The sequence below is a fragment of the Roseateles sp. genome, from assembly GCF_052436255.1.
Lineage (GTDB): Bacteria > Pseudomonadota > Gammaproteobacteria > Burkholderiales > Burkholderiaceae_C > Pelomonas.
Genome location: NZ_JBQVNP010000092.1, coordinates 1 through 20,777, shown reverse-complemented (window position 1 = coordinate 20,777; position 20,777 = coordinate 1). Strand labels below are relative to the sequence as shown.

The following is a 20,777-nucleotide window of genomic DNA, read 5'->3' as shown; positions in this document are numbered from 1 at the left end:
TGCGACGCCGACGGGAAGCCGACCTCGATCTCTTTGAAGCCGATCTTCACCAGCTGCTGGAACATGCGCAGCTTGCGGGTGATGTCCATCGGCTCGATCAGCGCCTGGTTGCCGTCGCGCAGGTCGGTGCTCAGCCAGATCGGCGCGCGGGTCAGCACGGCGTCGGGCCAGCGACGGTCCGGCAAGGTGATGGGCGCGAAGGCGCGGTACTTCTGCTGCGGTTGCTTCAACATGGGTCTTCCATCCGAGGGTGGGTGGCGCAACCAGCAGCCTTTGAAAACACGAACGGCCCGCTGCGGTTGCATACGGGCCGTTGGGGTCAGATGAGCGTGCGCGTGGCTGACTAGCGAACCCGTGGTTCCTCTAGGACTAGTAGCAGGCTAATGCTGGCGCGGCTCATGGGGCTGGAATCTAGCATGAAAGCCTACTGATGCAAGCCTCGTTCATCGGGCTCGTCGGTGCTGGTGGAGATGACGCTGACCGGCTTGCCCTTGGACTTGCGCCAGCCGTAGATTGCATAGCCCGACAGCCCGTACACACAGAAGATCACGAACAACACCGTGGGTGGGTCGAGGGCAATCAGACCGATGCCCAGCATGATGGCCACCAGCACGATGAAGGGCACGCTGCGCCGGCGATCAAAGACTTTAAAGCTGTAGAAGGGCGCATTCGTCACCATCGAAAGCCCGGCGAACAAGGTCACGCCAAACGCTGTCCAGCGCAGCCAGGCCATGTTGCTGACGCCGGCGTACCAGGGCGCATCGATCGCACACCAGATCAGGCCCATGACGATGGCCGCCGCCGCGGGGCTCGGCAGACCCTGGAAGAAGCGCTTGTCGACGACAGCGATGTTGACGTTGAAGCGCGCCAGCCGCAGCGCCGCGCCGGCGATGTAGACAAAGGCGGGAATCCAGCCCGGCTTGCCCATGTCCTTGAGCGCCCACATATAGACGATCAGGGCCGGTGCGGCGCCGAAAGCCACCATGTCGGACAGGCTGTCCATCTGCTCGCCGAAGGCCGACTGCGTGTTGGTCATGCGCGCAACGCGGCCGTCCAGGCTGTCGAGCACGGCGGCGGCGAAGATGGCCACGCAGGCCGTCTCGAAGCGCCCATTCATCGCCATGATGATGGCGTAGAAGGCACTGAACAACGCCGCCAGGGTGATGGCGTTGGGCAGGGCGTAGATGCCCTTGCGGCGGGGTCGGACGGCGATGCTGGGCTCGTCGTCTTCGATGGGTTCGGGCGTCATGGGCGGCAGGATAGCGCAGGGCCTTGCGCGGCTGCCCATGATCGAGCCATCCTGGGCGCGGAGCAAAAAAAAGGCCGACGCCTCTCGGCGCCGGCCTTGTCTCGCAGACAGGCTGCAAAGATCAGTTCTTGGCCTTGTCGACCAGCTTGTTGGCCTTGATCCAGGGCATCATTTCGCGCAGCTTCTCGCCGACCTGCTCGATCGGGTGCTCGGCGGTCAGGCGGCGGCGGCTGATCAGCGTCGGGGCGCCGGCCTTGTTCTCAAGGATGAAGCTCTTGGCGTACTCGCCCGTCTGGATGTCCTTCAGGCACTGACGCATCGCGTTCTTGGTGTCTTCAGTGACGACGCGCGGGCCGGTCACGTACTCGCCGTACTCGGCGTTGTTCGAGATCGAGTAGTTCATGTTGGCGATGCCGCCTTCATAGATCAGGTCGACGATGAGCTTGAGCTCGTGCAGGCACTCAAAGTAGGCCATCTCAGGGGCGTAACCGGCTTCGGTCAAGGTCTCGAAGCCCGCCTTGATCAGCTCGACCGCGCCACCGCACAGCACGGCTTGCTCGCCGAACAGGTCGGTCTCGGTCTCTTCGCGGAACGAGGTCTGGATGATGCCGGCCTTGCCGCCGCCATTGGCCGCGGCGTAGCTCAGGGCCAGATCACGGGCCTTGCCAGTCTTGTCCTGGTAGATGGCGATCAGGTGGGGCACGCCGCCGCCCTGGCGATAGGTGTTGCGCACCGTGTGGCCCGGGGCCTTGGGGGCGACCATCCAGACGTCCAAGTCAGCGCGCGGCTGCACCTGGCCGTAGTGCACGTTGAAGCCGTGCGCGAAGGCCAGCGACGCGCCTTCCTTGATGTTGGGCTCGACCTCGTTCTTGTAAACGTCGGCGATCTGCTCGTCGGGCAGCAGGATCATGACGACGTCGGCCGACTTCACGGCGTCGGCAATCTCGGCGACCTTCAGACCGGCGCCTTCGGCCTTGGACCAGGACGCGCCGCTGCGGCGCAGCGCGACGGTGACCTTGCAGCCGCTGTCGTTGAGGTTCTGCGCGTGGGCATGGCCTTGTGAGCCGTAGCCAATGATGGTGACGTTCTTGCCCTTGATGAGGCTGAGATCGGCGTCCTTGTCGTAGTAGACGTTCATGATGGGTCGCTCCAGGAAAAAACTGTGGGTGTAGGTGTCGGGTGGGACGGATCAGACGCGCAGGATGCGCTCGCCGCGGCCGATGCCGCTGGCGCCGGTGCGTACGGTTTCGAGGATGGACGCACGGTCGATCGCATCGATGAAGGCGTCGAGCTTGCCGGCGTCCCCGGTCAACTCGATGGTGTAGGTCTTCTCGGTCACGTCAATGACGCGGCCGCGGAAGATGTCGGCGGTGCGTTTGATCTCCTCGCGCTCCTTGCCGACGGCGCGAACCTTGATGAGCATCAGCTCGCGCTCGGTGTAGTTGCCCTCGGTCAGGTCGACGACCTTGACGACCTCGATGAGGCGGTTGAGGTGCTTGGTGATCTGCTCGATGACCTCGTCGCTGCCGGTGGTCACGATGGTCATGCGCGACAAGGACGGGTCTTCCGTCGGCGCGACCGTCAAGCTCTCGATGTTGTAGCCGCGCGCCGAGAACAGGCCGACGACGCGCGACAGCGCACCGGGCTCGTTCTCGATGAGCAAGGCAATGATGTGTTTCATGGGTCTTCGTCCTTCGCGCTCTTCAGCGCCGGCAGCGGTAACTGCCGGACCTTGGCTGCGGGTTCGAGTTGAGGGAAATCGCCACAGGTATCGGACTGATTGCAACTTCTGCCATGAGCCCCGGCTGGCGCGGTAACGCCAGCCAGAGCCCGCAGCTTCAGGGGCTCACAGGTCTTCCGACCCCAGCAGCATCTCGGAAATGCCCTTGCCCGCCTTGACCATGGGCCAGACGTTCTCGGTCGGATCGGTGCGGATGTCGAGGAACACGGTGCGGTCGGTCAGGCGCATCGCCTCCTTCAGCGCCGGCTCCACATCGCTGGGCTTCTCGACCAGGATGCCGACGTGGCCATAGGCCTCGGCCAGCTTCACGAAGTCGGGCAGCGCGTCCATGTAGCTGTGCGAGTAGCGACCGCCGTAGTCGAGCTGCTGCCACTGGCGCACCATGCCCAGGTAGCGGTTGTTCAGCGACACGATCTTGACCGGCGTCTTGTACTGGAAGCAGGTCGACAGCTCCTGGATGCACATCTGGATGCTGCCTTCGCCGGTGATACAGAACACGTCCGCCTCCGGCTTGGCGAGCTTGATGCCCATCGCATACGGCAGACCCACGCCCATGGTGCCCAGGCCGCCCGAGTTGATCCAGCGGCGCGGCTGGTCGAACTTGTAGTACTGCGCGGCCCACATCTGGTGCTGGCCGACGTCCGACGTGATGTAGGTGTCACGGTCGCGCGTCAGCTGCCAGAGCGTGTCGACCACCATTTGCGGCTTGATGACCTCGTCCGAACCCTTGAAGGCCAGGCAGTCGCGGCCGCGCCATTCGTTGATCTGGCTCCACCATGCGTTGACGGCATGGGCGTCAGGCTTTGCCTGCGCCTCCTTCAACTGGGCAATCAGCTCCTGCAGCACGTCCTTCACATCGCCCACGATGGGGATGTCGACGCGCACCCGCTTGGAGATCGACGAGGGGTCGATGTCCACATGGATGATCTTGCGCTCGACCGAGCCGAAGTGCTTGGGATTGCCGATGACGCGGTCATCGAAGCGCGCGCCCACGGCCAGCAGCACGTCGCAGTGCTGCATGGTCATGTTGGCCTCGTAGGTGCCGTGCATGCCCAGCATGCCCAGGAAGCGCGGGTCGGTGCCCGGCATGGCGCCCAGGCCCATCAACGTATTGGTGCAGGGGAAGCCCAGCATGTCGACCAGCTGGCGCAGCTCCGCCGTCGCCTCACCAAGAATGACACCGCCACCCGTGTAGATGTAAGGCCGCTTGGCCTGCAGCAGCAGCTGCACGGCCTTGCGGATCTGGCCGCTGTGGCCCTTCTTGACCGGGTTGTAGGAGCGCATCTCGATGCGGTCCGGGTAGCTGAAGGTCGTCTTGGCCAGCGACACATCCTTGGGGATGTCGACCACGACCGGGCCAGGCCGGCCGGTGCGGGCGATGTGGAAGGCCTTCTTCATCGTCAGCGCCAGGTCGCGCACGTCCTTGACCAGGAAGTTGTGCTTGACGATGGGGCGTGTGATGCCGACCGTGTCGCACTCCTGAAAGGCATCCAGGCCGATGGCCGGGGTTGGCACCTGACCCGTGATGATGACCATCGGGATCGAATCCATGTAGGCCGTGGCGATGCCGGTGACTGCATTCGTTACGCCGGGGCCCGAAGTGACCAGCGCCACGCCCACCTCACCGCTCGCGCGGGCAAAGCCATCGGCGGCATGGACGGCAGCCTGTTCATGGCGCACCAGCACATGCTGAATGCTTTCCTGCTTGTAGAGCGCGTCGTAGATATAGAGCACCGCACCACCCGGGTAACCCCAGAGATGGCGCACCCCTTCGGCCTGCAGGCAGCGCACGAGGATCTCGGAGCCGTTGAGCTCCGCGGTGGCATGGGAGGGGGAGATTTGCGGCTGCGCCAGGGCGGCGCGCTTGATTTCCGCGGCAGACATATCCATTTTTTAGAACCTTTGTGAATTTCTCTAACGAAAAACCATTGGTGCCCCTCTTCTCGCCCTCGTGAGGCGGATTCGGAACCTGCGCATCCATCGATGGTGCCCCTGTCGGGCGGCCACTGAAAGACCATTGACTCTTTGTGCGAAGCAGCATTATGCCGAGCAAAACGGCGCGAGCCTTCGTATCAGGCGAATGACATAATCCGCGCTGCCGTCCGGACCCGCCCCAGCCTTGGCCACCGACAAAGAACTCAACGACTTCCTGCGCACCGTGGACCGCCGCGCCTTCAAGCGCACGGCCTACGTGGTTCGCGATGACGATGCCGCACTCGACATCGTGCAGGACGCCATGATCAAGCTGGCTGAGAACTATTACGACCGCCCTGCGGCTGAGTTGCCGCCGTTGTTCCAGCGCATCCTGTCCAACGCGACGATGGACTATTTCCGTCGTCAGAAGACCCGCAACGCCGTGATGAGCAACATGTCCGACTTCGAGGGGCGCGATGCGGACGGCGATTTCGATTTGTTGGAAGTTCTCGAAGCACAGCAGGGCGCGCTGGGCGCACTGAGTGCCGCTGATGAGGTGAGCCGGGCGCAAACCTTGCATCTGATTGATGCAGAGGTGCAGGAGTTACCGACGCGTCAACGAGAAGCCTTTCTGCTGCGTTACTGGGAGGAACTGGATGTTGCCGAGACCGCTTCAGTGATGGGGTGTTCCGAGGGCAGCGTCAAAACGCATTGCTCGCGAGCGGTGCACGCATTGGCCAAGGCACTCAGGGCCAAAGGAATCACGCTATGAAGTCGCCCAATTTTTCCGCTCCGTCCGCCGAGCTCGATTCCCGTGTCGCACGCTTCGGCCTGCGCGTTGCCGCAAGCCTGACCGAACATAGCAACGCCCTGCCTCATGATGTGTCGGAACGGCTGCGCTTCGCGCGCGAGCAGGCTGTTGCACGCGCCAGCCAGGCCCGCGCAGCCGCAGGCGCGGCGGTGAGTACATCGCCCGGCGTGGCGCTGATGGGCTCGACCCTTGCCTTGAACGGCGGTCCGCGCAGCGGCGCAGACGGCGGCGGTCTTTGGACCCTGCTCTTGTCCGCCCTGCCCTTGCTATTGCTGGCTGCCGGTCTGCTGTTGATGCAGCAAGGCCAGGTCAACGAGCAAATCGCGGCGGCCGCCGAGGTCGACACCGCACTGCTCAGCGACAGCTTGCCGCCGTCCGCCTTCACCGACCCGGGCTTTGCGGAGTTCCTCCGCGATGCCGAAGAATGACCGGACACGAATGACCCGAGCCGCGCTGACGCTGCCCGCCCTTTGCCGCCTGTCAATGGCCCTGCTGCTCAGCGCAGCAGGGTTTTCTGCTTTTGCGCAGGCGACAGATGCCGCCTGGCCGTCCGAGCCGGCTGCCAGCATGGCCAGCGCCCCCGCTTCATCGGCCAGCAAACCACGCTCGCTGGCCAAGCCCGTCGCGCCCGCTGCGCTCAGTGCGCCTCCCCCACCGTGGAGTGGCCTGACGCCGAAGCAGCAGGCGCTGCTGGCGCCGTTGGAGCGCGATTGGGCTGACATCGCCGATCCGCAGCGCAGCAAATGGCTCAGCGCCACGCCCACGTTGGCGACGATGTCTGGCGAGGAGATCAAGCGCGTTCATGACCGCATGCGCGACTGGACCCGCCTGAGCGCCTCCGAACGGGTCAACGCCCGCATCGGGTTCCAGGTCACCAGGCAGCTGACTGCGGAGCAACGACAGGCCCGCTGGGAAGCCTACCAGGCGTTGCCGCCCGAACAGCGCCAGGCGTTGGCGGCCAAGGCCCGCGCCCGCCGCGAGGCCCAGGCTGCCCGCGCGCCTCACAAGCCGGTCGCGGCGCTACCAAAGTCGAGCATCCTGCCCACCGCGCCCAAGCTCGTCACGCAGGTGCCGGTGACCGGCAGCCTGATCCAGGCCAAGCCCGGCGCCACCACGGTACTGATCACGCGCGGACTGGCCCAGCCCGGCCACCAGACGGCGGGTCAGTCCAAGGTCGTGGCGGACCCGGCCCTGATCGACCCCAAGACGCTGCTTCCCAAGTCGCTGAAGGCGCCGCGCTCGGCCACCCCGCAAAAATGACGGCAAAGGTCGACATGGCCGCCGCGCCGCCCGGCCTGGCGAGACGTTTCGCGGCCTTCGTCTATGAAGGCGTGCTGCTGTTCGGCGTGCTGTTCTTCGCCTGCTTCGTCTACGTCGTCGCGACCCGCCAGCAAGAAGCGTTGTTCGGCCTGCCGGGCTATGTCTTCGTCTTCGGCGTGCCGGCGCTCTACTTCGTGACGTTCTGGACGCGTTCCGGCCAGACATTGGCACTCAAGACCTGGCATCTGCGCGTGGTCGACTTGCACGGGCAGCCACTCGGCGTTGGCAGGGCCCTGACGCGCTATGTGGTCAGCTGGCTGTGGGTGCTGCCCGGGCTGAGCCTGTGGACGCTGGGCGTCAAGGGCTGGTTGCTCGCCGCCGGCGTCCTGGCATGGATGGTCGCCTATGCGCAGCTGGCGCGCCTGCACCCGCAGAGACAATTCCCGCACGACGCGATCTGTGGCTCGCGGGTCATCACCCAGCTTCCGATGCGCTCGTGAGCAACCCGCACAAGGGCCGCACCGGCCTGGATCGCATCAAGCATGCCGCCGGCTATTCGTTGGCAGGCTTGAAGGCGGCCTACAGCGGTGAAAGCGCCTTCCGGCAGGAGGTGTGGCTGATGGTCATTGCCACGCCGCTTGCCTTCTGGCTGGGTAGCGACTGGGTGCAGGTCGCCCTGCTCATCGGCTCGCTGATGATCCTGCTCATTGTCGAGTTGCTGAACTCGGCCATTGAGGCGGCCATCGACCGCGTGTCGCTAGAGCTGCACGACCTTTCCAAGCGCTCCAAGGACATCGCCAGCGCAGCCGTGCTGCTGTCGCTGCTGCTGGCCGTCGGCGTCTGGGGCGCGGCGGTCTGGCAGCATCTGCGCTAGACCGATTCATGCCAGAGTCGGCGCCGTCATGAGCTCCCGGCGCGGCTTCCAGCTCCTGCCCAGCGGTCTCGCTGGCATTGAAGCCGTCGTGGCCGACTCCTCCCACGCCTTCGGACGCCACATTCACGCGCAGTTCGGCATCGGTCTCATCGAACGCGGCGCACAGAAGTCGGCCAGCGGCCGGGGCGTGGTTGAGGCCGGCCCGGGCGACCTCATCACCGTCAATCCTGGCGAGGTGCACGACGGCAAGCCCTTCGACGCCAGCGGCCGGCGCTGGCGCATGCTCTACGTCGAGCCGGCGCAGCTGATCGCCGCGGCCGGCGACGTGATGCCCAACGCCGGATTCGAGTTCACGGCGCCGGTCATCCGAGACCGCAGCCTGGTCGCGCGGTTTCTAGACCTCTTCGATGCTGCAACCGTCGGAGCGGAAGCGCTGCATGCCGAGACGGCGCTGCTCGCGCTGACCGCCGCACTGCTGCAGCCGGGGCCTGAAATCGTAGCCACCGGCGGCCGCATCGTCGCCGCTCGCGAGCGCATCGACGACGAGCCGAGTGCCGCGCTGACACTGGCCGCGCTGGCGGCAGAAGCGGGGCTGAGCCGCTACCAGTTCCTGCGCGCATTCACCCGGCTGACCGGCCTGCCGCCCCACGCCTATGTGCTGCAACGCCGCATGGGGCGTGCGCGCCAGCTGATACGAGCCGGCTTGTCTTTGGCCGAGGCGGCGGCGGCGAGCGGCTTCGCGGACCAAAGCCATATGACGCGCTGCTTCGTGCTCAGCTTCGGACTCACGCCCGGCGCCTACGCCCGCGCCTGAAATTTCCTTCAAGACGGCGCGCGGCGCCGGCTGCAGCATGGCCTTCCCTCAGTGGAGCACCTGCATGAACATCGAATTCCTGACCGTCTCGCTGTTGGTCGTCGCATCACCTGGCACCGGCGCCGCGGTGACCATCGCTACCGGCCTGTCGCGCGGCACGCGCACGGCCACCATCGCTGCGCTGGGCTGCACATTGGGCATCGTGCCGCACATGCTGGCCGCAGTGACCGGCCTCGCGGCCGTGCTGCAGGCCAGCAGCCTGGCCTTCGAGGTCATCAAGTTCGCTGGCGTGGCCTATCTGCTCTATCTGGCTTGGATGACCTGGGGCGAGCATGGCGCGCTGAAGATGGAGGCGGGAGGATCGCAGCGCTCCGACTGGGAAGTCGTCCGCTACGCGGTGCTTGTGAACGTGCTCAACCCCAAGCTGTCGATGTTCTTCCTGGCGTTCCTGCCGCAGTTCATCGCCAGGGATGACGCGGCCCCGACACTGACAATGCTGCAGCTGTCGGCCATCTTCATGGCCATGACCTTTGCAGTTTTTGCGCTCTATGGCGCCTTTGCGGCGCGCATGCGCGAGCGAGTGCTGGGCAACCCGAGGGTCATGGCCTGGCTGAGGCGCAGCTTCGCGGCGACCTTCGTGGCCTTGGGCGCCAAGCTGGCGTTGACGTCCCGTTAGGCCGCGGCTTCTCCCCGCATCAACTGGCGGGCAGGCGCGGTTCTAGACCTCCAGCCACTCCTTGCGGATGTAGGCATTGGCGCGCAGGTCGTCCGGCGAGCCCTCGAAGACGATGCGGCCGTGGCCCATCACGTAGCAGCGCTCGGAAATCTCCATCGCGATGGCCAGCTTCTGCTCGACCAGCAGCACCGCGATGCCGCGGTTCTTCAACTCCTTGAGGTACTCGGCGACCAGCTCGACGATCTTGGGCGCCAAGCCCTCGGTGGGCTCGTCGATCATGATGAGGTCGGGGTCGCCCATCAGCGTGCGGCACAGGGTCAGCATCTGTTGCTCGCCGCCGGAGAGCACGCCGGCCTCGGTGTGCTGCCTTTCCTTCAACCGCGGGAACAGGCGGTACATGTCGTCGAAGCCCCAGCGCGGGTTTTTCGCGCCCGACTTTTCGCCCAGCATCAGGTTCTGATGCACCGTCAGCTTGGGGAAGATGTCGCGGTTTTCGGGCACATAGCCCAGGCCCATGTGCGCGATCTCGTAGGCATGGCGGCCGACCAGCTCCACGTCGCCCCAGCGCACCGAGCCCTTGGCGTCGACCTGGCCCATGATGGTCTTGACCGTTGTCGAGCGCCCGGCACCGTTGCGGCCGAGCAGGCTGACGATCTCGCCCGGTTTGACGTGCATGCTGACGCCGTGCAGCACGTGGCTCTTGCCGTAGAAGGCGTGGACGTTGTTCAGTGTCAATACGCGCCCAGTCATGGATGCCCCTCGCCGTGCGGGTACGCCAAGCGGTCCCCCATGCGGACGCGCGCCGGCTTGGGGGCGGCCTTGCGCTCGGCGCTCATGCGTGGGCCTCCGCCAGGACCGAGCCCAGGTAGGCCTCTTGCACCCGCGCATTCGCGCGCACGGCGTCGGGTACATCAAAGGCGATGACCTCGCCGTAGACCAGCACGGCGATCTTGTCGGCCAGGCCGAACACGACACCCATGTCGTGCTCCACCGTCAACAACGTCTTGCCGACGGTCACTTCGCGGATCAGCTGGATGAAGCGCTTGGTCTCACTCTTGCTCATGCCGGCCGTGGGTTCGTCGAGCAGCACGACGCTGGCGCCGCCGGCGATGGTGATGCCGATCTCCAGCGCCCGCGCCTCGGCGTAGGTGAGGTTCATGGCCAGCACGTCGCGGCGCTTGTCGAGCTTGATCATCTCGAGAATCTGGTCGGTGCGGTCGTTGGCGTCGTCCAGGTCGGCCAGAAACTTCCAGAAGGCATAGCGGTGACCCAGGCTCCACAGCACGGCACAGCGGATGTTTTCGAACACACTCAGGCGTGTGAACAGGTTGGAGACCTGGAAGCTGCGAGACAGGCCCAGGCGGTTGATCTCGAAGGGTTTCTTGCCGTCGATGCGCTGGCCATGCAGTTGGATCTCGCCCGAGGTCGGCCCGAAGCGGCCGCTGATCAGGTTGAACAGCGTGCTCTTGCCCGCGCCGTTGGGCCCGATGATGGCCACGCGCTCGCCGGCCTGCACGGCGAGGTTGGCGCCTCGGATGATCTCGCTCTTGCCGAAGCTTTTGCGCACATCGCGCAACTCGACGGCGTAGGCGGATGTCGTTGCGGTCACAGCGCTTCCCTCCGCTTGATTTCCTTCTCGATGTCTTCCTGGATCTCGCCCCACTCGTGCACATAGTGACGGCGCACCAGCTCGAACAAGGCCACGCCGATGATGACCAGGAAGGCGGCGCCGAACCAGGCATCCAGACCCGCACTGTCGAGTTGAGCGCCCATGAACTTCATCTGCGGACCCAGGGCCTCGTTGAGTTGGCGGTGGTAGAGCATCTCGATCATCGCTGCCGCACCAACCAGCGCCACCAAGGCCGTACCGGCCAGGGCGAGGTAGGAAGTCCAGAGCTTCTTCAACTTGCCAAAGGCGGCCACGCGCAGGTTCATCAGGATCAGGCTGGCGAAGCCGCCCGGCGCATACATCACCATGAACAGGAAGAGCAAGCCGAGGTAGAGCAGCCAGGCGCTGGTCAGCTCCGCCAGCATCACGCCGCAGAACACCATCAGCACGGCGCCGAGGATGGGCCCGAAGAAGAACATCGCGCCGCCCAGGAAGGTGAACAGCAGGTAGGCGCCCGAGCGCGCCGCGTGCAGCACGTCGGCGCCATTGACGATCTCGGTGTTGATGGCGCCCAGGCCACCTGCGATGCCGGCGAAGAAGCCGGAAATCGTGAAGGCCATGAAGCGCACCCAATGGGTGTTGTAGCCAACGAACTCGACGCGCTCGGGGTTGTCGCGAACGGCGTTGAGCATGCGGCCCAGCGGCGTGCGGGTCAGCGCGAACATCGCCGCCGTGCAGATGAAGCAGTAGACGGCAACGAGGTAATAGACCTGGATCTGCGGCCCGTAGCTGATGCCCATGACCGGCTGGCCGATGACGCGGTTGCTCGACACACCGCCCTCACCCCCCGAGAACTCGGGCAGCATCAGCGCCAGCGCGAAGACCAGCTCGCCGATGCCCAACGTGATCATTGCGAACGGGGTACCGGCCTTCTTCGTCGAGATGTAGCCCAGCAGCACCGCGCAGACCAGGCCGGCCAGTCCGCCCACCAGCGGGATCAGGCTGACCGGAATGCCCAGCGTGCCGGCCCCGACCTTGTTGAGCGCGTGGATGGCCAGGAAGGCGCCCATGCCGCTGTAGACAGCATGGCCGAAGCTGAGCATGCCGCCCTGGCCCAGCAGTATGTTGTAGGCCAAGCAGGCAATGATGCCGATGCCCATCTGCGTGAGCATGGTCTGCGCCAGGCCGCTGGTCCAGATGCGCGGCGCGACCAGCAGGATCAGCGCGAAAAAGCCCCAGACGATCCAGCGCCCGACGTTGTAGGGCTTGAAATGGAAATCCTTGGTGCTCGCCATCAGTCTTCTCGTGTACCCAGGAGGCCCTTAGGCCGGAAGATCAGGATCAGCACCATCAGCAGATAGGGCAGGATGGGCGCCACCTCGGCCATCGTCAGGCGCAGCAGCGGGTAGCCCGGCGTGCTTTGCGTGACCGCAAGGCCCCAACCGCTCAGCAGCGTGGCGAGCGAGCCATCCACCGCCAGGGGCAACGTCTGCAGCAGGCCGACGACGATGGAGCCGACAAAGGCGCCGGCCAGCGAGCCGATGCCACCCACCACCACGACGACGAAGATGATCGCGCCGATGAAGGCGGCCATGTTCGGCTCGGTCACGAAGGTGATGCCGCCCACGACCCCGGCCAGGCCGGCCAGCGCGCAGCCGCTGCCAAAGACCAGCATCAGTACGCGCGGCACGTTATGTCCCAGCGCCTCGGCCATGTGCGGGTGGGTCAGCGAGGCCTGGATGACCAGGCCGACCCGCGTCCGCGTCAGCAGCAGCCACAGCGCTACCAGCATCAGCAGCGCGACGACCATCATGAAGGCCTTGGTCAGCGGGAAGTTGGAGCACGAGGCTGCCGCGCAAATCTCCGGCGCGGCCTTGCCCAGCATCAGCGACATGCCTTCGACCGGGTGTGAAACGATGGTGAAGGCCGAACCCTGCAGCGCGGACGGCGGCGTGAATGGCACGGCCGTGCGGCCCCAGATCAACTGCACCAGCTCCAGGATGACGTAGGAAAGGCCGAAGGTGATCAGCAGCTCGGGCACGTGCCCAAACTTGTGCACCCGCCGCAGCGCCAGGCGCTCGAAGGCAGCCCCCAAAAGCCCGACGGCCAGTGGCGCGAACAGCAGTGCCAGCCAGAAGCCGACGATGCCCACCAGCGTGTAGGCGACGTAGGCGCCCACCATGTAGAAGCTGGCGTGGGCGAAGTTCAGCACGCCCATCATGCTGAAAATCAGCGTCAGCCCGGAGCTGAGCATGAAGAGCAGCAAACCAGACGACAGGCCGTTCAGCAGGTTGATGAAGACTTGATCCAAAACTCGATCCTCAGCGAAACCACGCTCCGGGCTGAGCCGGATTGCGTCGCGAGCAGGCCAAGGTTGGGCCGAAGCGCGGAGCCGTACACCCGTACGGCGAGCACTGCAGGCCCAAGATTGGCTTGCGCAGCAGCAAGACGGCTTGGGCTTAGCCCGGACGCTTCATCTGGCAGGAAGTCGGCGTCGAGGAAACGTAGGTCTCGAACTGCTTCACCGGCGCCAGCGTCATACCCGTCTTCTCGGGGCTGTAGGGATGCTTGGCATCGGCCTTCTGCCAGACCGAGATGAACAGCGGCTGCTGCAGCTGGTGGTCGCTCTTGCGCATGGTCACTTCGCCGTTGAAGCTCTTCACCGTCAGGCCTTCCAGTGCAGCCGCGACCTTGACCGGGTCGGTGGACTTGGCGTTGGCCATGGCCTGGCTCAGCATCGTGTAGATGTGTTGGATGCTGTTGGTGTACATGTCATCGTTGAAGCGCTTGTTGTACTCGTCGGCCAACTTCTGCGTCTCGCCACCCATGTTGTAGTGGCTGTAGGCCACCTGGTAGACGCGGCCAGCGCCGCCCGTACCCAGCGCCGTCGGCGTGCCGGTCACGCCGGTGTAGTAGGTGAAGAACTTGCCGTTGTAGCCCGACTCGTTGGCGGCCTTGACCAGCAGTGCCAGATCCGAGCCCCAGTTGCCGGTGATGACGGTGTCGGCTCCACTGGCCTTGATCTTGGCGACATACGGCGCGAAGTCGCGCACCTGGGCCAGCGGGTGCAGGTCCTCGCCGACGATCTGGATGTCGGGGCGCTTGCGGGCCAGCGTCTCCTTGGCGTACTTGGCGACCTGGTGACCGTGAGCGTAGTTCTGGTTCAGCAGGAAGACCTTCTTGACGTCCGGCTGGTCCTTGATGAAGGAGGACATCGCTTCCATCTTCATCGACGTGTCGGCGTCGAAGCGGAAATGCCAGTAGCTGCACTTGCTGTTGGTCAGGTCGGGGTCCACCGCCGAGTAGTTCAGGTAGACGATTTCCTTGCCCGGGTTGCGGTCATTGTGCTTTTGCACCGCGTCGCTCAGCGCCAGGGCCACGCTGGAACCGTTGCCCTGCATGATGTATCGGATGCCCTGATCGGCTGCGGCCTTCAGCAGATTGAGCGACTCGGCGGGACTGAGCTTGTTGTCGAAGGTGACGATCTCGAACTTCACACCGGCGGGGTTGCTCTTGTTGAACTTCTCGCCGAGGAATTGGAACGTCTTGACCTGGTTCTGGCCGACCGGGCCCATCAGGCCCGACAGCGCGTCGATGTAGGCCAGCTTGACGGTCTCGCCCTTCTGGGCATGAGCGGCGCCGACCGCGAGCACGAGGGCCGCGGCGGCCGAAAGCGTGCGCAAGGTGAAGCGGACCGAAGTGTTGTCGAACATGCTTGTCTCCTGGGGTTGTGGCTTTGATGCGGACGGAACTTAATGCAGCCGGGACGCGCTGAAGTTGCGGGCTTACCCGCGACCTTCACACGCTCGGCAATCGGTGGTTCAGGAACTGATCGCGCAGCTTGAGCTTCTGCACCTTGCCGGTGGCCGTGTGCGGAATCTCGCTGACGAAGGCGACGTCGTCGGGAATCTGCCATTTGGCGATGCGGCCGTCGTAGAAGGCCAGCAGCTCCTCGCGCGTGACCGACGCCTCAGGCTTCTTGACAACGACCAGCAGCGGTCGCTCGTCCCACTTGGGGTGTTTGGCCGCGATGACGGCGGCCTCGTGCACGGCCGGGTGGGCCATGGCGATGTTCTCGAGGTCGATGGAGCTGATCCACTCGCCGCCGGACTTGATGACATCCTTGCTGCGGTCGGTGATCTGCATGAAACCGTCGGCGTCGATGGTGGCCACATCGCCGGTCGGGAACCAGCCTGGCTCGCCATCCACGCTGACCAGCGGCGAATCGTCATGGTTGAAGTATTGGGAGATGACCCAGTGGCCGCGCACGACGAGATTGCCCGAGCTCTGCCCGTCCCATGGCAGCGAGCGGCCGTCGTCGTCGATGACAGCCATGTCGACACCGTAGGTCACACGGCCCTGCTTCTCCAGCAGGCGCTGCTGCGCTTCGGCCGGCAGGTCGAGCTGGCGCGTCGTCAGCTTGGACAGCGTGCCCAGCGGCGACATCTCCGTCATGCCCCAGGCGTGGATGACCTCGACGCCGAAGTCCTGCTGCAGCGACTTCATCATGGCCGGCGGGCAGGCCGAGCCGCCGATGACCGTGCGCTTGAAGGTCGAGAACTTGAGGTTGTTGGCCTTCACATAGTTCAGCAGGCCCAGCCAGACCGTCGGCACGCCGGCGCTGAACGACACCTTCTCGCCCTCGAACAGCTCATACAGACTCTTGCCGTCCAGGTGCGGCCCGGGCATCACCAGCTTGCAACCGACGATGGCCGCGCTGTACGGCAGGCCCCAGGCGTTGACGTGGAACATCGGCACCACCGGCAGGATGACGTCGCGGCTGGAGCAGTCCATGGCATCCGGCAGCGCGGCGGCATAGGCGTGCAAGACGGTGGAGCGGTGGCTGTAGACGGCGCCCTTGGGATTGCCCGTGGTGCCCGACGTGTAGCAGATGCTGGATGCCGTGTTCTCGTCGAACTGCGGCCAGGCGTAGTCGCCGGTTTCCGCGTCCAGCAGTTCGTCGAAGCACAGCAGGTCCGGAATGGCCGAGTTCGCCGGCATGTGCGCCCGGGAGGTCATCAACACGAAGTGCTGCACCGTCTTCAACAGCGGCGCGACCTTTTCGACCAGCGGCAGAAAGGTCGCGTCAAAGCACAGCACGCGGTCTGCGGCGTCATTGGCGATCCAGACGATCTGCTCGGGAAACAGGCGCGGATTGACCGTATGGCAGACCAGGGCGGAGCCTGAAGCGCCGTAGTAGATCTCCATGTGGCGATGGCCGTTCCAGGCCAGCGTCGCGACGCGGTCGCCCGGCTCGCAGCCCAGGCGAGCAAACGCCTGTGCGGCCTGGCGCGAACGGCGCGCCAGCTCGCGCCAATTGCTGCGGTGCAGGTCGCCCTCGACCCGTTTACTGACGATCTCGGTCTCGCCCGCATGCCGCTCGGCGTGCTTCAGCAGCGACGAGATCAGCAGCGGATCCGACATCATCCGGCCCATCAATGCCATGCTTGTCTCCTGGCGTCTTATCGATTCAGTCTAGCCCGCGGTTTCAGACCATGAACGTCACAACCGCGACCTTCGGACCCCGGGGAAACACCCAGGAATGCCAAGGCCAGCCCCGCTCACTAGACTGTGCTGCCAAGCACCGCCGGCCTGGCTGACCTAAAGCCTTGAACGCCACATTCATCATGAGTGAATCCAGCAAGACCTATCCCGTTCAGAAGAGCGACGCCGAGTGGCGCGAGCAGCTCGACCCCATGCAATACCAGGTCGCCCGCCAGGCTGGCACCGAACGCGCCTTCACCGGCAAATACTGGGACCATTTCGACAGCGGTCACTACAACTGCGTAGGCTGTGGCACGCCGCTGTTCGAGGCGGACACCAAGTTCGACGCCGGCTGCGGCTGGCCCAGCTACTGGGCGCCGGTCAACGGCGAGGTCGTCGAGCGCATCGTCGACCGCAGCCATGGCATGGTGCGTATCGAGGTGAGATGCAACAACTGCGGCAGCCACCTTGGCCACGTCTTCCCTGACGGCCCGGAGCCGACCGGCGAGCGCTTCTGCATCAACTCGGCCTCCATCGATTTCGTCAAGGACAATCCCGGCAAATGAAACTGCTGCTCGACTTCCTTCCGCTGATCCTCTTCTTCGCCGCGTTCAAATTCGCTGAAGGCAACCCCGACGCCGCGGCCGCGTTTTCGACGGAGCATTTCGGCTTCCTGGTCCAGGGCGGCATCGTCGGTGCGCAGGAGGCACCGGTGCTGCTGGCCACCGTCGTCGTCATGATCGCGACGCTGGCCCAAGCCGCCATCCTCAAGCTGCGTGGCAAGAAGATCGACCTGATGCTGTGGATCAGCCTGGGCCTCGTCGTCGTGCTCGGCGGCGCGACGGTCTGGTTTCACAACGAGACCTTCATCAAGTGGAAGCCTACCGGCCTTTACTGGGCCATGGCGCTGACCCTGTGGATCGCGCAGGCCGCCTTCGGCAAGAACCTGATCCAGAAGATGCTCAGCGCCGAACTGCCGCTGCCCGACGCCATCTGGCTCAAGCTCAACCGCGCCTGGGTGCTGTTCTTTGCCGCCATGGGTGTCGTCAACCTCTACGTTGCCTACAACTTCTCGACGTCGGCCTGGGCCAACTTCAAGGTCTTCGGCGTCACCGGCCTCATCCTGCTGTTCACGCTGGCGCAGGGCCTCTATCTCAGCAAGCATCTGCCGCAGGAGAAGGACACCAAGTCATGATCAGCCAGGAGATCGAAAGGCGGCTGCGCGCTGAACTGGCGCCACTGCAACTCGACATCCGCGATGACAGCGCCCAGCACGCCGGCCATGCCGGGGCCCGCGAGGGCGGCCACTTTCATGTGACTGTCGTGTCGGACCGCTTTACCGGCCTGCAAAGGCTTGCCCGGCACCGCCTCGTTTATCATGCTTTGGCTGACCTGATGCAGCGCGGCATACACGCGCTGGCGATTGATGCCCGGACACCGGGCGAGTCCGGATCAGGTCAAGCGTGATCGACCCCTGCGCCCGTTCCGGGCGCGATTTTTTTAGCCTGAATCACACCCCCACCCCATGAAGAAGTTTGCGCTCGCCGCCGTCGTCGCGGCCACCATTTCGGCCCTGTTGCCGGCTGCCGCAATTGCGCAGAACGTCGCCACCGTCAACGGCAAGCCCGTGCCCAAGGCGCGCGTCGAGACGCTGATCCAGCAGGTCACCAAGAGCGGCCAGCAGCAGCGCACACCCGAGCTCGAAGCCCAGGTCAAGGACGAGGTCGTGCGCCGCGAGATCTTCATCCAGGAAGCCGAAAAACGCGGTGTGCCGCAGACCGCCGACTACAGGACCCAGCTGGACCTGGCCCGCCAGATGCTGCTGATCCGCGGCCTGATGGAAGACTTCAAGGCCAAGAACCCGGTCGGCGACGCCGAGGCGCAGGCCGAGTACGACAAGTTCAAGGCCGCCAACACCGGCAACGAATACCGTGCCCGCCACATCCTGGTCGAGAAGGAAGAAGACGCCAAGGCCCTGATCGCCCAGATCAAGGCCGGCGGCAACTTCGAGGAACTGGCCAAGAAGAATTCGAAGGACACCGGCTCGGCGACCAATGGCGGCGACCTGGACTTCGCCAATCCGAACAACTTCGTGCCTGAATTCAGCGCCGCCATGACGGCGCTGCAAAAGGGTGAGATGACGCAGGAACCGGTGAAGAGCCAGTTCGGCTATCACATCATCAAGCTCGAAGATACCCGCCCCGCGACCTTCCCGGCCTTCGACGATGTCAAGGCGCAGATCAAGCAGCGCATCGAACAGCAGAAGATGGGCGAGTTCCAGCAAGGCCTGGTCGACAAGGCCAAGACGGACTACAAGTTCGCAAAATAGCCTCCCCCCGAGGCGCTGCGTGCCGTCAAGGAGGCGCAGCCGGTAGCCCGGCAGAGCCAGTTCCACACGGCTGCTGCTGGGGGGCGGTGGCTGCCTGAGGGCAGCACCCTACCAAGCCCGCTGACCCATGTCGGCGGGCTTTGCTTTTTACGCAGCCAGGCGCCCGGCCTCGATGCGCAGTTGCCGCTCGCAGCGCGTCGCGATCTCGCGGTCGTGGGTGACCAGGACCAGCGTCGTGCCGGCCTCGCGGTTGAGCTCAAACATCAGCGCCATGACCTGGCCGCCAGTCGCGAAGTCCAGACTGCCGGTCGGCTCATCGGCCAGCAGCAGCGCCGGGCGCAACACGAAGGCGCGCGCCAGTGCGACGCGCTGCTGCTCGCCGCCGGACAGCACGCGTGGGTAGTGGCCCAAGCGCTCGCTCAGGCCGACGCGGCCCAGCATGGCCGCAGCCTGCTCGCGCGCCTCGCGGTCACCGCGCAGCTCCAGCGGCAGCATGACGTTCTCCAGCGCGGTCAGATTCGGCAACAGCTGAAAGCTCTGGAAAACGAAACCCAGTTCACGGGCGCGCACGGCGGCACGCTCGTCTTCGTTCAGTGTGAACAGGTCCTGACCACGCAAGCGCACGGTACCGCTGCTGGGCGTGTCCAGGCCGGCCAGGATGGCCAGCAGCGTGCTCTTGCCCGAACCGGATGCACCAACGATGGCCACCGACTCCTGCGCACTCAGCGCGAAGCTGATGTCATGCAGAATCGTCAGCTCCCCGGTCGCGTCGCGCACGCGCTTGGTGATTTGATCAACTTGGACAAGGACTTCAGGCATGTCGGTACTGCGGCGGCGGGCGGTGGTGGCGCACTTTAGCTTGGGGTTGTTGGCCAGCTGGACGTCAGGGTCGATCGCGGCGGCCGAGGCGCCGGTCATCCTGGTCGTTGGCGACAGCCTGTCGGCCGAATACGGCCTGAAGGCCGGCGCCGGCTGGGTGGCACTGCTGCAGGCACGCCTGGCCGCACAGAAGAAGCCGCATCGCGTCGTCAACGCCAGCATCAGCGGCGACACGACCTCGGGCGGGCGCAGCCGGTTGCCGGCCGCGCTGCGCACGCACAAGCCCGCCATCGTCATCCTGGAGCTGGGTGGCAATGACGCGTTGCGCGGCCTGCCCTTGGCCAGCACACGCGAGAACCTGCTCGCCATGGCACGTGCGGCGCAGGCGGCTGGCGCCAAGGTCATCGTCGTGGGCATGCAGGTGCCGCCGAACTACGGCGGCGCCTACGGCCGTGAATTCGAAAGCCTGTTCGCCGAGGTGGCCAAGCAGGCCAAGGCCAGCCTGGTGCCCTTCCTGCTGAAGGGCGTGGCGGACCGGGCGGATGCGCTGGAGTGGTTCCAGCCCGACCGCATCCATCCGCTGGCCAAGGCGCATCCAGCCATGCTGGACAACGTCTGGCCGGCGCTGAAGCCGCTCCTGTAAGCGCCTCGCGCTTCAGCGCTCCTGCTGCCGCTCACGCGGCGATTTGTCTCGCACCGGCACGCCGTCCTGGCGACCTCGCTGCGGTCCTTCGCTACGCGGCGGCGCCTGGACCTGGGGTTGCGGCTGGGGCTGCGGCATCTGCATGCGCGGCGGCTCAGGCTGGCGCATCGGCATCTCGACACGGCGCGGCTGCTCTACCACCTGGGCGCGCTCAGGCATCGGCATGCTGCGCGGCTGTTCCGGCTGGGGCATGGGCTGCGGCGTGAAGCGGCGGGGCTCTTCGCGGCGCTCCTCCCGACGCTCGTCGCGCTGCGGCTGGTTGTTGCGCCACGGCATGTTGTCACCACCGCGCGGCGGTTCGAACGCCGGGCGCGGCTGCTGCACGGTCGGCACCGGTGACTGGATCTGCGGTTGCTGCGGCAGGGCCGCCGGCATGGGTGGCTGCGGGTTCGGCGCATCGGGCCCGCGCTGGGCCTCGCGTCGCAACGGCAGCTGCCCCTCGCTGCGCCAGCCCATGCCGGGCTCGCGGTCACGCTGGCGGGGTAGCCCAGCCT

The 20,777-nt window shown here is 65.3% G+C and carries 23 protein-coding genes and 2 pseudogenes; 12 read left to right on the top strand and 13 right to left on the bottom strand.

Annotation, left to right across the window (positions count from 1 at the left end):
- The 5 genes and pseudogenes from ACT6S0_RS18485 to ACT6S0_RS18465 form a co-directional block, all read right to left on the bottom strand.
- Positions 1-233 (bottom strand): annotated as a pseudogene (locus ACT6S0_RS18485) (2-isopropylmalate synthase); the annotation flags it as partial.
- A gap of 191 nt (positions 234-424) precedes the next feature.
- On the bottom strand, positions 425-1,249 hold the full coding sequence (gene pssA / locus ACT6S0_RS18480; RefSeq protein ID WP_444765256.1) for a CDP-diacylglycerol--serine O-phosphatidyltransferase: 825 nt from the start codon (positions 1,247-1,249) through the stop codon (positions 425-427).
- A 121-nt stretch (positions 1,250-1,370) separates the two neighbouring features.
- Positions 1,371-2,387 carry a ketol-acid reductoisomerase gene (gene ilvC, locus ACT6S0_RS18475; protein WP_444765255.1) on the bottom strand — a complete coding sequence of 339 codons (1,017 nt, stop codon included), beginning with the start codon at positions 2,385-2,387 and terminating at the stop codon, positions 1,371-1,373.
- 51 nt (positions 2,388-2,438) lie between these two features.
- Positions 2,439-2,930 (bottom strand): acetolactate synthase small subunit, encoded by a 492-nt coding sequence (gene ilvN / locus ACT6S0_RS18470; RefSeq protein ID WP_056198275.1) that lies wholly within the window; start codon positions 2,928-2,930, stop codon positions 2,439-2,441.
- Positions 2,931-3,095: 165 nt separating this feature from the next.
- Complete coding sequence (locus ACT6S0_RS18465; protein ID WP_444765254.1) at positions 3,096-4,880, bottom strand: acetolactate synthase 3 catalytic subunit; 1,785 nt, start codon at positions 4,878-4,880, stop codon at positions 3,096-3,098.
- 229 nt (positions 4,881-5,109) lie between these two features.
- Between ACT6S0_RS18465 and ACT6S0_RS18460 the strand changes: the two genes are divergently transcribed.
- From ACT6S0_RS18460 to ACT6S0_RS18430, 7 genes are all read left to right on the top strand, one after another.
- Positions 5,110-5,676, top strand: a complete 567-nt coding sequence (locus ACT6S0_RS18460) for an RNA polymerase sigma factor (protein ID WP_444765253.1) — start codon at positions 5,110-5,112, stop codon at positions 5,674-5,676.
- A complete protein-coding gene (locus ACT6S0_RS18455) occupies positions 5,673-6,143 on the top strand; it encodes a DUF3619 family protein (protein ID WP_444765252.1) in 471 nt (156 codons plus the stop codon). The genes ACT6S0_RS18460 and ACT6S0_RS18455 overlap by 4 nt, the downstream gene beginning before the upstream one ends.
- 10 nt (positions 6,144-6,153) lie before the next feature.
- Positions 6,154-6,975: a DUF3106 domain-containing protein gene (locus ACT6S0_RS18450; protein ID WP_444765251.1), complete on the top strand. Its 822-nt coding sequence runs from the start codon at positions 6,154-6,156 to the stop codon at positions 6,973-6,975.
- A complete protein-coding gene (locus ACT6S0_RS18445) occupies positions 6,972-7,475 on the top strand; it encodes an RDD family protein (protein WP_444765250.1) in 504 nt (167 codons plus the stop codon). The genes ACT6S0_RS18450 and ACT6S0_RS18445 overlap by 4 nt, the downstream gene beginning before the upstream one ends.
- Positions 7,472-7,849 carry a diacylglycerol kinase gene (locus tag ACT6S0_RS18440; protein WP_444765249.1) on the top strand — a complete coding sequence of 126 codons (378 nt, stop codon included), beginning with the start codon at positions 7,472-7,474 and terminating at the stop codon, positions 7,847-7,849. The genes ACT6S0_RS18445 and ACT6S0_RS18440 overlap by 4 nt, the downstream gene beginning before the upstream one ends.
- Positions 7,850-7,877: 28 nt before the next feature.
- Positions 7,878-8,663, top strand: coding sequence for an AraC family transcriptional regulator (locus ACT6S0_RS18435; protein WP_444765248.1), 786 nt, complete (start codon positions 7,878-7,880; stop codon positions 8,661-8,663).
- A 64-nt stretch (positions 8,664-8,727) separates the two neighbouring features.
- Positions 8,728-9,339, top strand: coding sequence for a LysE family translocator (locus ACT6S0_RS18430; protein ID WP_444765247.1), 612 nt, complete (start codon positions 8,728-8,730; stop codon positions 9,337-9,339).
- 42 nt (positions 9,340-9,381) lie between these two features.
- Here ACT6S0_RS18430 and ACT6S0_RS18425 read toward each other — a convergent pair whose 3' ends face one another.
- The 6 genes from ACT6S0_RS18425 to ACT6S0_RS18400 form a co-directional block, all read right to left on the bottom strand.
- Complete coding sequence (locus ACT6S0_RS18425; RefSeq protein WP_444765246.1) at positions 9,382-10,089, bottom strand: ABC transporter ATP-binding protein; 708 nt, start codon at positions 10,087-10,089, stop codon at positions 9,382-9,384.
- Between the two features lie 82 nt (positions 10,090-10,171).
- Positions 10,172-10,948: an ABC transporter ATP-binding protein gene (locus ACT6S0_RS18420; RefSeq protein ID WP_444765245.1), complete on the bottom strand. Its 777-nt coding sequence runs from the start codon at positions 10,946-10,948 to the stop codon at positions 10,172-10,174.
- Positions 10,945-12,243, bottom strand: coding sequence for a branched-chain amino acid ABC transporter permease (locus ACT6S0_RS18415; protein WP_444765244.1), 1,299 nt, complete (start codon positions 12,241-12,243; stop codon positions 10,945-10,947). The genes ACT6S0_RS18420 and ACT6S0_RS18415 overlap by 4 nt, the downstream gene beginning before the upstream one ends.
- The gene (locus ACT6S0_RS18410; protein WP_444765257.1) at positions 12,243-13,202 is read right to left on the bottom strand and encodes a branched-chain amino acid ABC transporter permease; all 960 of its coding nucleotides are present in this window, start codon (positions 13,200-13,202) and stop codon (positions 12,243-12,245) included. Before ACT6S0_RS18410 ends, ACT6S0_RS18415 begins: the two co-directional genes overlap by 1 nt.
- A 205-nt stretch (positions 13,203-13,407) precedes the next feature.
- The gene (locus tag ACT6S0_RS18405) at positions 13,408-14,661 is read right to left on the bottom strand and encodes a branched-chain amino acid ABC transporter substrate-binding protein (protein ID WP_444765243.1); all 1,254 of its coding nucleotides are present in this window, start codon (positions 14,659-14,661) and stop codon (positions 13,408-13,410) included.
- Between the two features lie 85 nt (positions 14,662-14,746).
- On the bottom strand, positions 14,747-16,393 hold the full coding sequence (locus tag ACT6S0_RS18400; RefSeq protein ID WP_444765242.1) for a 3-(methylthio)propionyl-CoA ligase: 1,647 nt from the start codon (positions 16,391-16,393) through the stop codon (positions 14,747-14,749).
- Between the two features lie 182 nt (positions 16,394-16,575).
- Here ACT6S0_RS18400 and msrB point away from each other — a divergent pair, with 182 nt between their 5' ends.
- Genes msrB through ACT6S0_RS18380 form a run of 4 tightly spaced genes read left to right on the top strand, consistent with a single transcriptional unit; the run spans position 16,576 to position 18,761 of the window.
- On the top strand, positions 16,576-16,998 hold the full coding sequence (msrB, locus tag ACT6S0_RS18395; protein WP_444765241.1) for a peptide-methionine (R)-S-oxide reductase MsrB: 423 nt from the start codon (positions 16,576-16,578) through the stop codon (positions 16,996-16,998).
- Positions 16,995-17,627, top strand: a complete 633-nt coding sequence (locus ACT6S0_RS18390) for a septation protein A (protein WP_444765240.1) — start codon at positions 16,995-16,997, stop codon at positions 17,625-17,627. Before msrB ends, ACT6S0_RS18390 begins: the two co-directional genes overlap by 4 nt.
- Positions 17,624-17,899, top strand: a complete 276-nt coding sequence (locus tag ACT6S0_RS18385; protein ID WP_444765239.1) for a BolA family protein — start codon at positions 17,624-17,626, stop codon at positions 17,897-17,899. The genes ACT6S0_RS18390 and ACT6S0_RS18385 overlap by 4 nt, the downstream gene beginning before the upstream one ends.
- A 58-nt stretch (positions 17,900-17,957) precedes the next feature.
- A complete protein-coding gene (locus ACT6S0_RS18380) occupies positions 17,958-18,761 on the top strand; it encodes a foldase protein PrsA (protein WP_444765238.1) in 804 nt (267 codons plus the stop codon).
- Positions 18,762-18,908: 147 nt separating this feature from the next.
- On the opposite strand, the gene ACT6S0_RS18375 is transcribed toward ACT6S0_RS18380, so the two are convergent.
- The gene (locus ACT6S0_RS18375) at positions 18,909-19,580 is read right to left on the bottom strand and encodes an ABC transporter ATP-binding protein (protein WP_444765237.1); all 672 of its coding nucleotides are present in this window, start codon (positions 19,578-19,580) and stop codon (positions 18,909-18,911) included.
- Between ACT6S0_RS18375 and ACT6S0_RS18370 the strand changes: the two genes are divergently transcribed.
- A complete protein-coding gene (locus ACT6S0_RS18370; RefSeq protein WP_444765236.1) occupies positions 19,579-20,223 on the top strand; it encodes an arylesterase in 645 nt (214 codons plus the stop codon). The genes ACT6S0_RS18375 and ACT6S0_RS18370 overlap by 2 nt on opposite strands.
- A 12-nt stretch (positions 20,224-20,235) precedes the next feature.
- Here ACT6S0_RS18370 and ACT6S0_RS18365 read toward each other — a convergent pair.
- Positions 20,236-20,777, bottom strand: a pseudogene (locus ACT6S0_RS18365) (hypothetical protein); the annotation flags it as partial.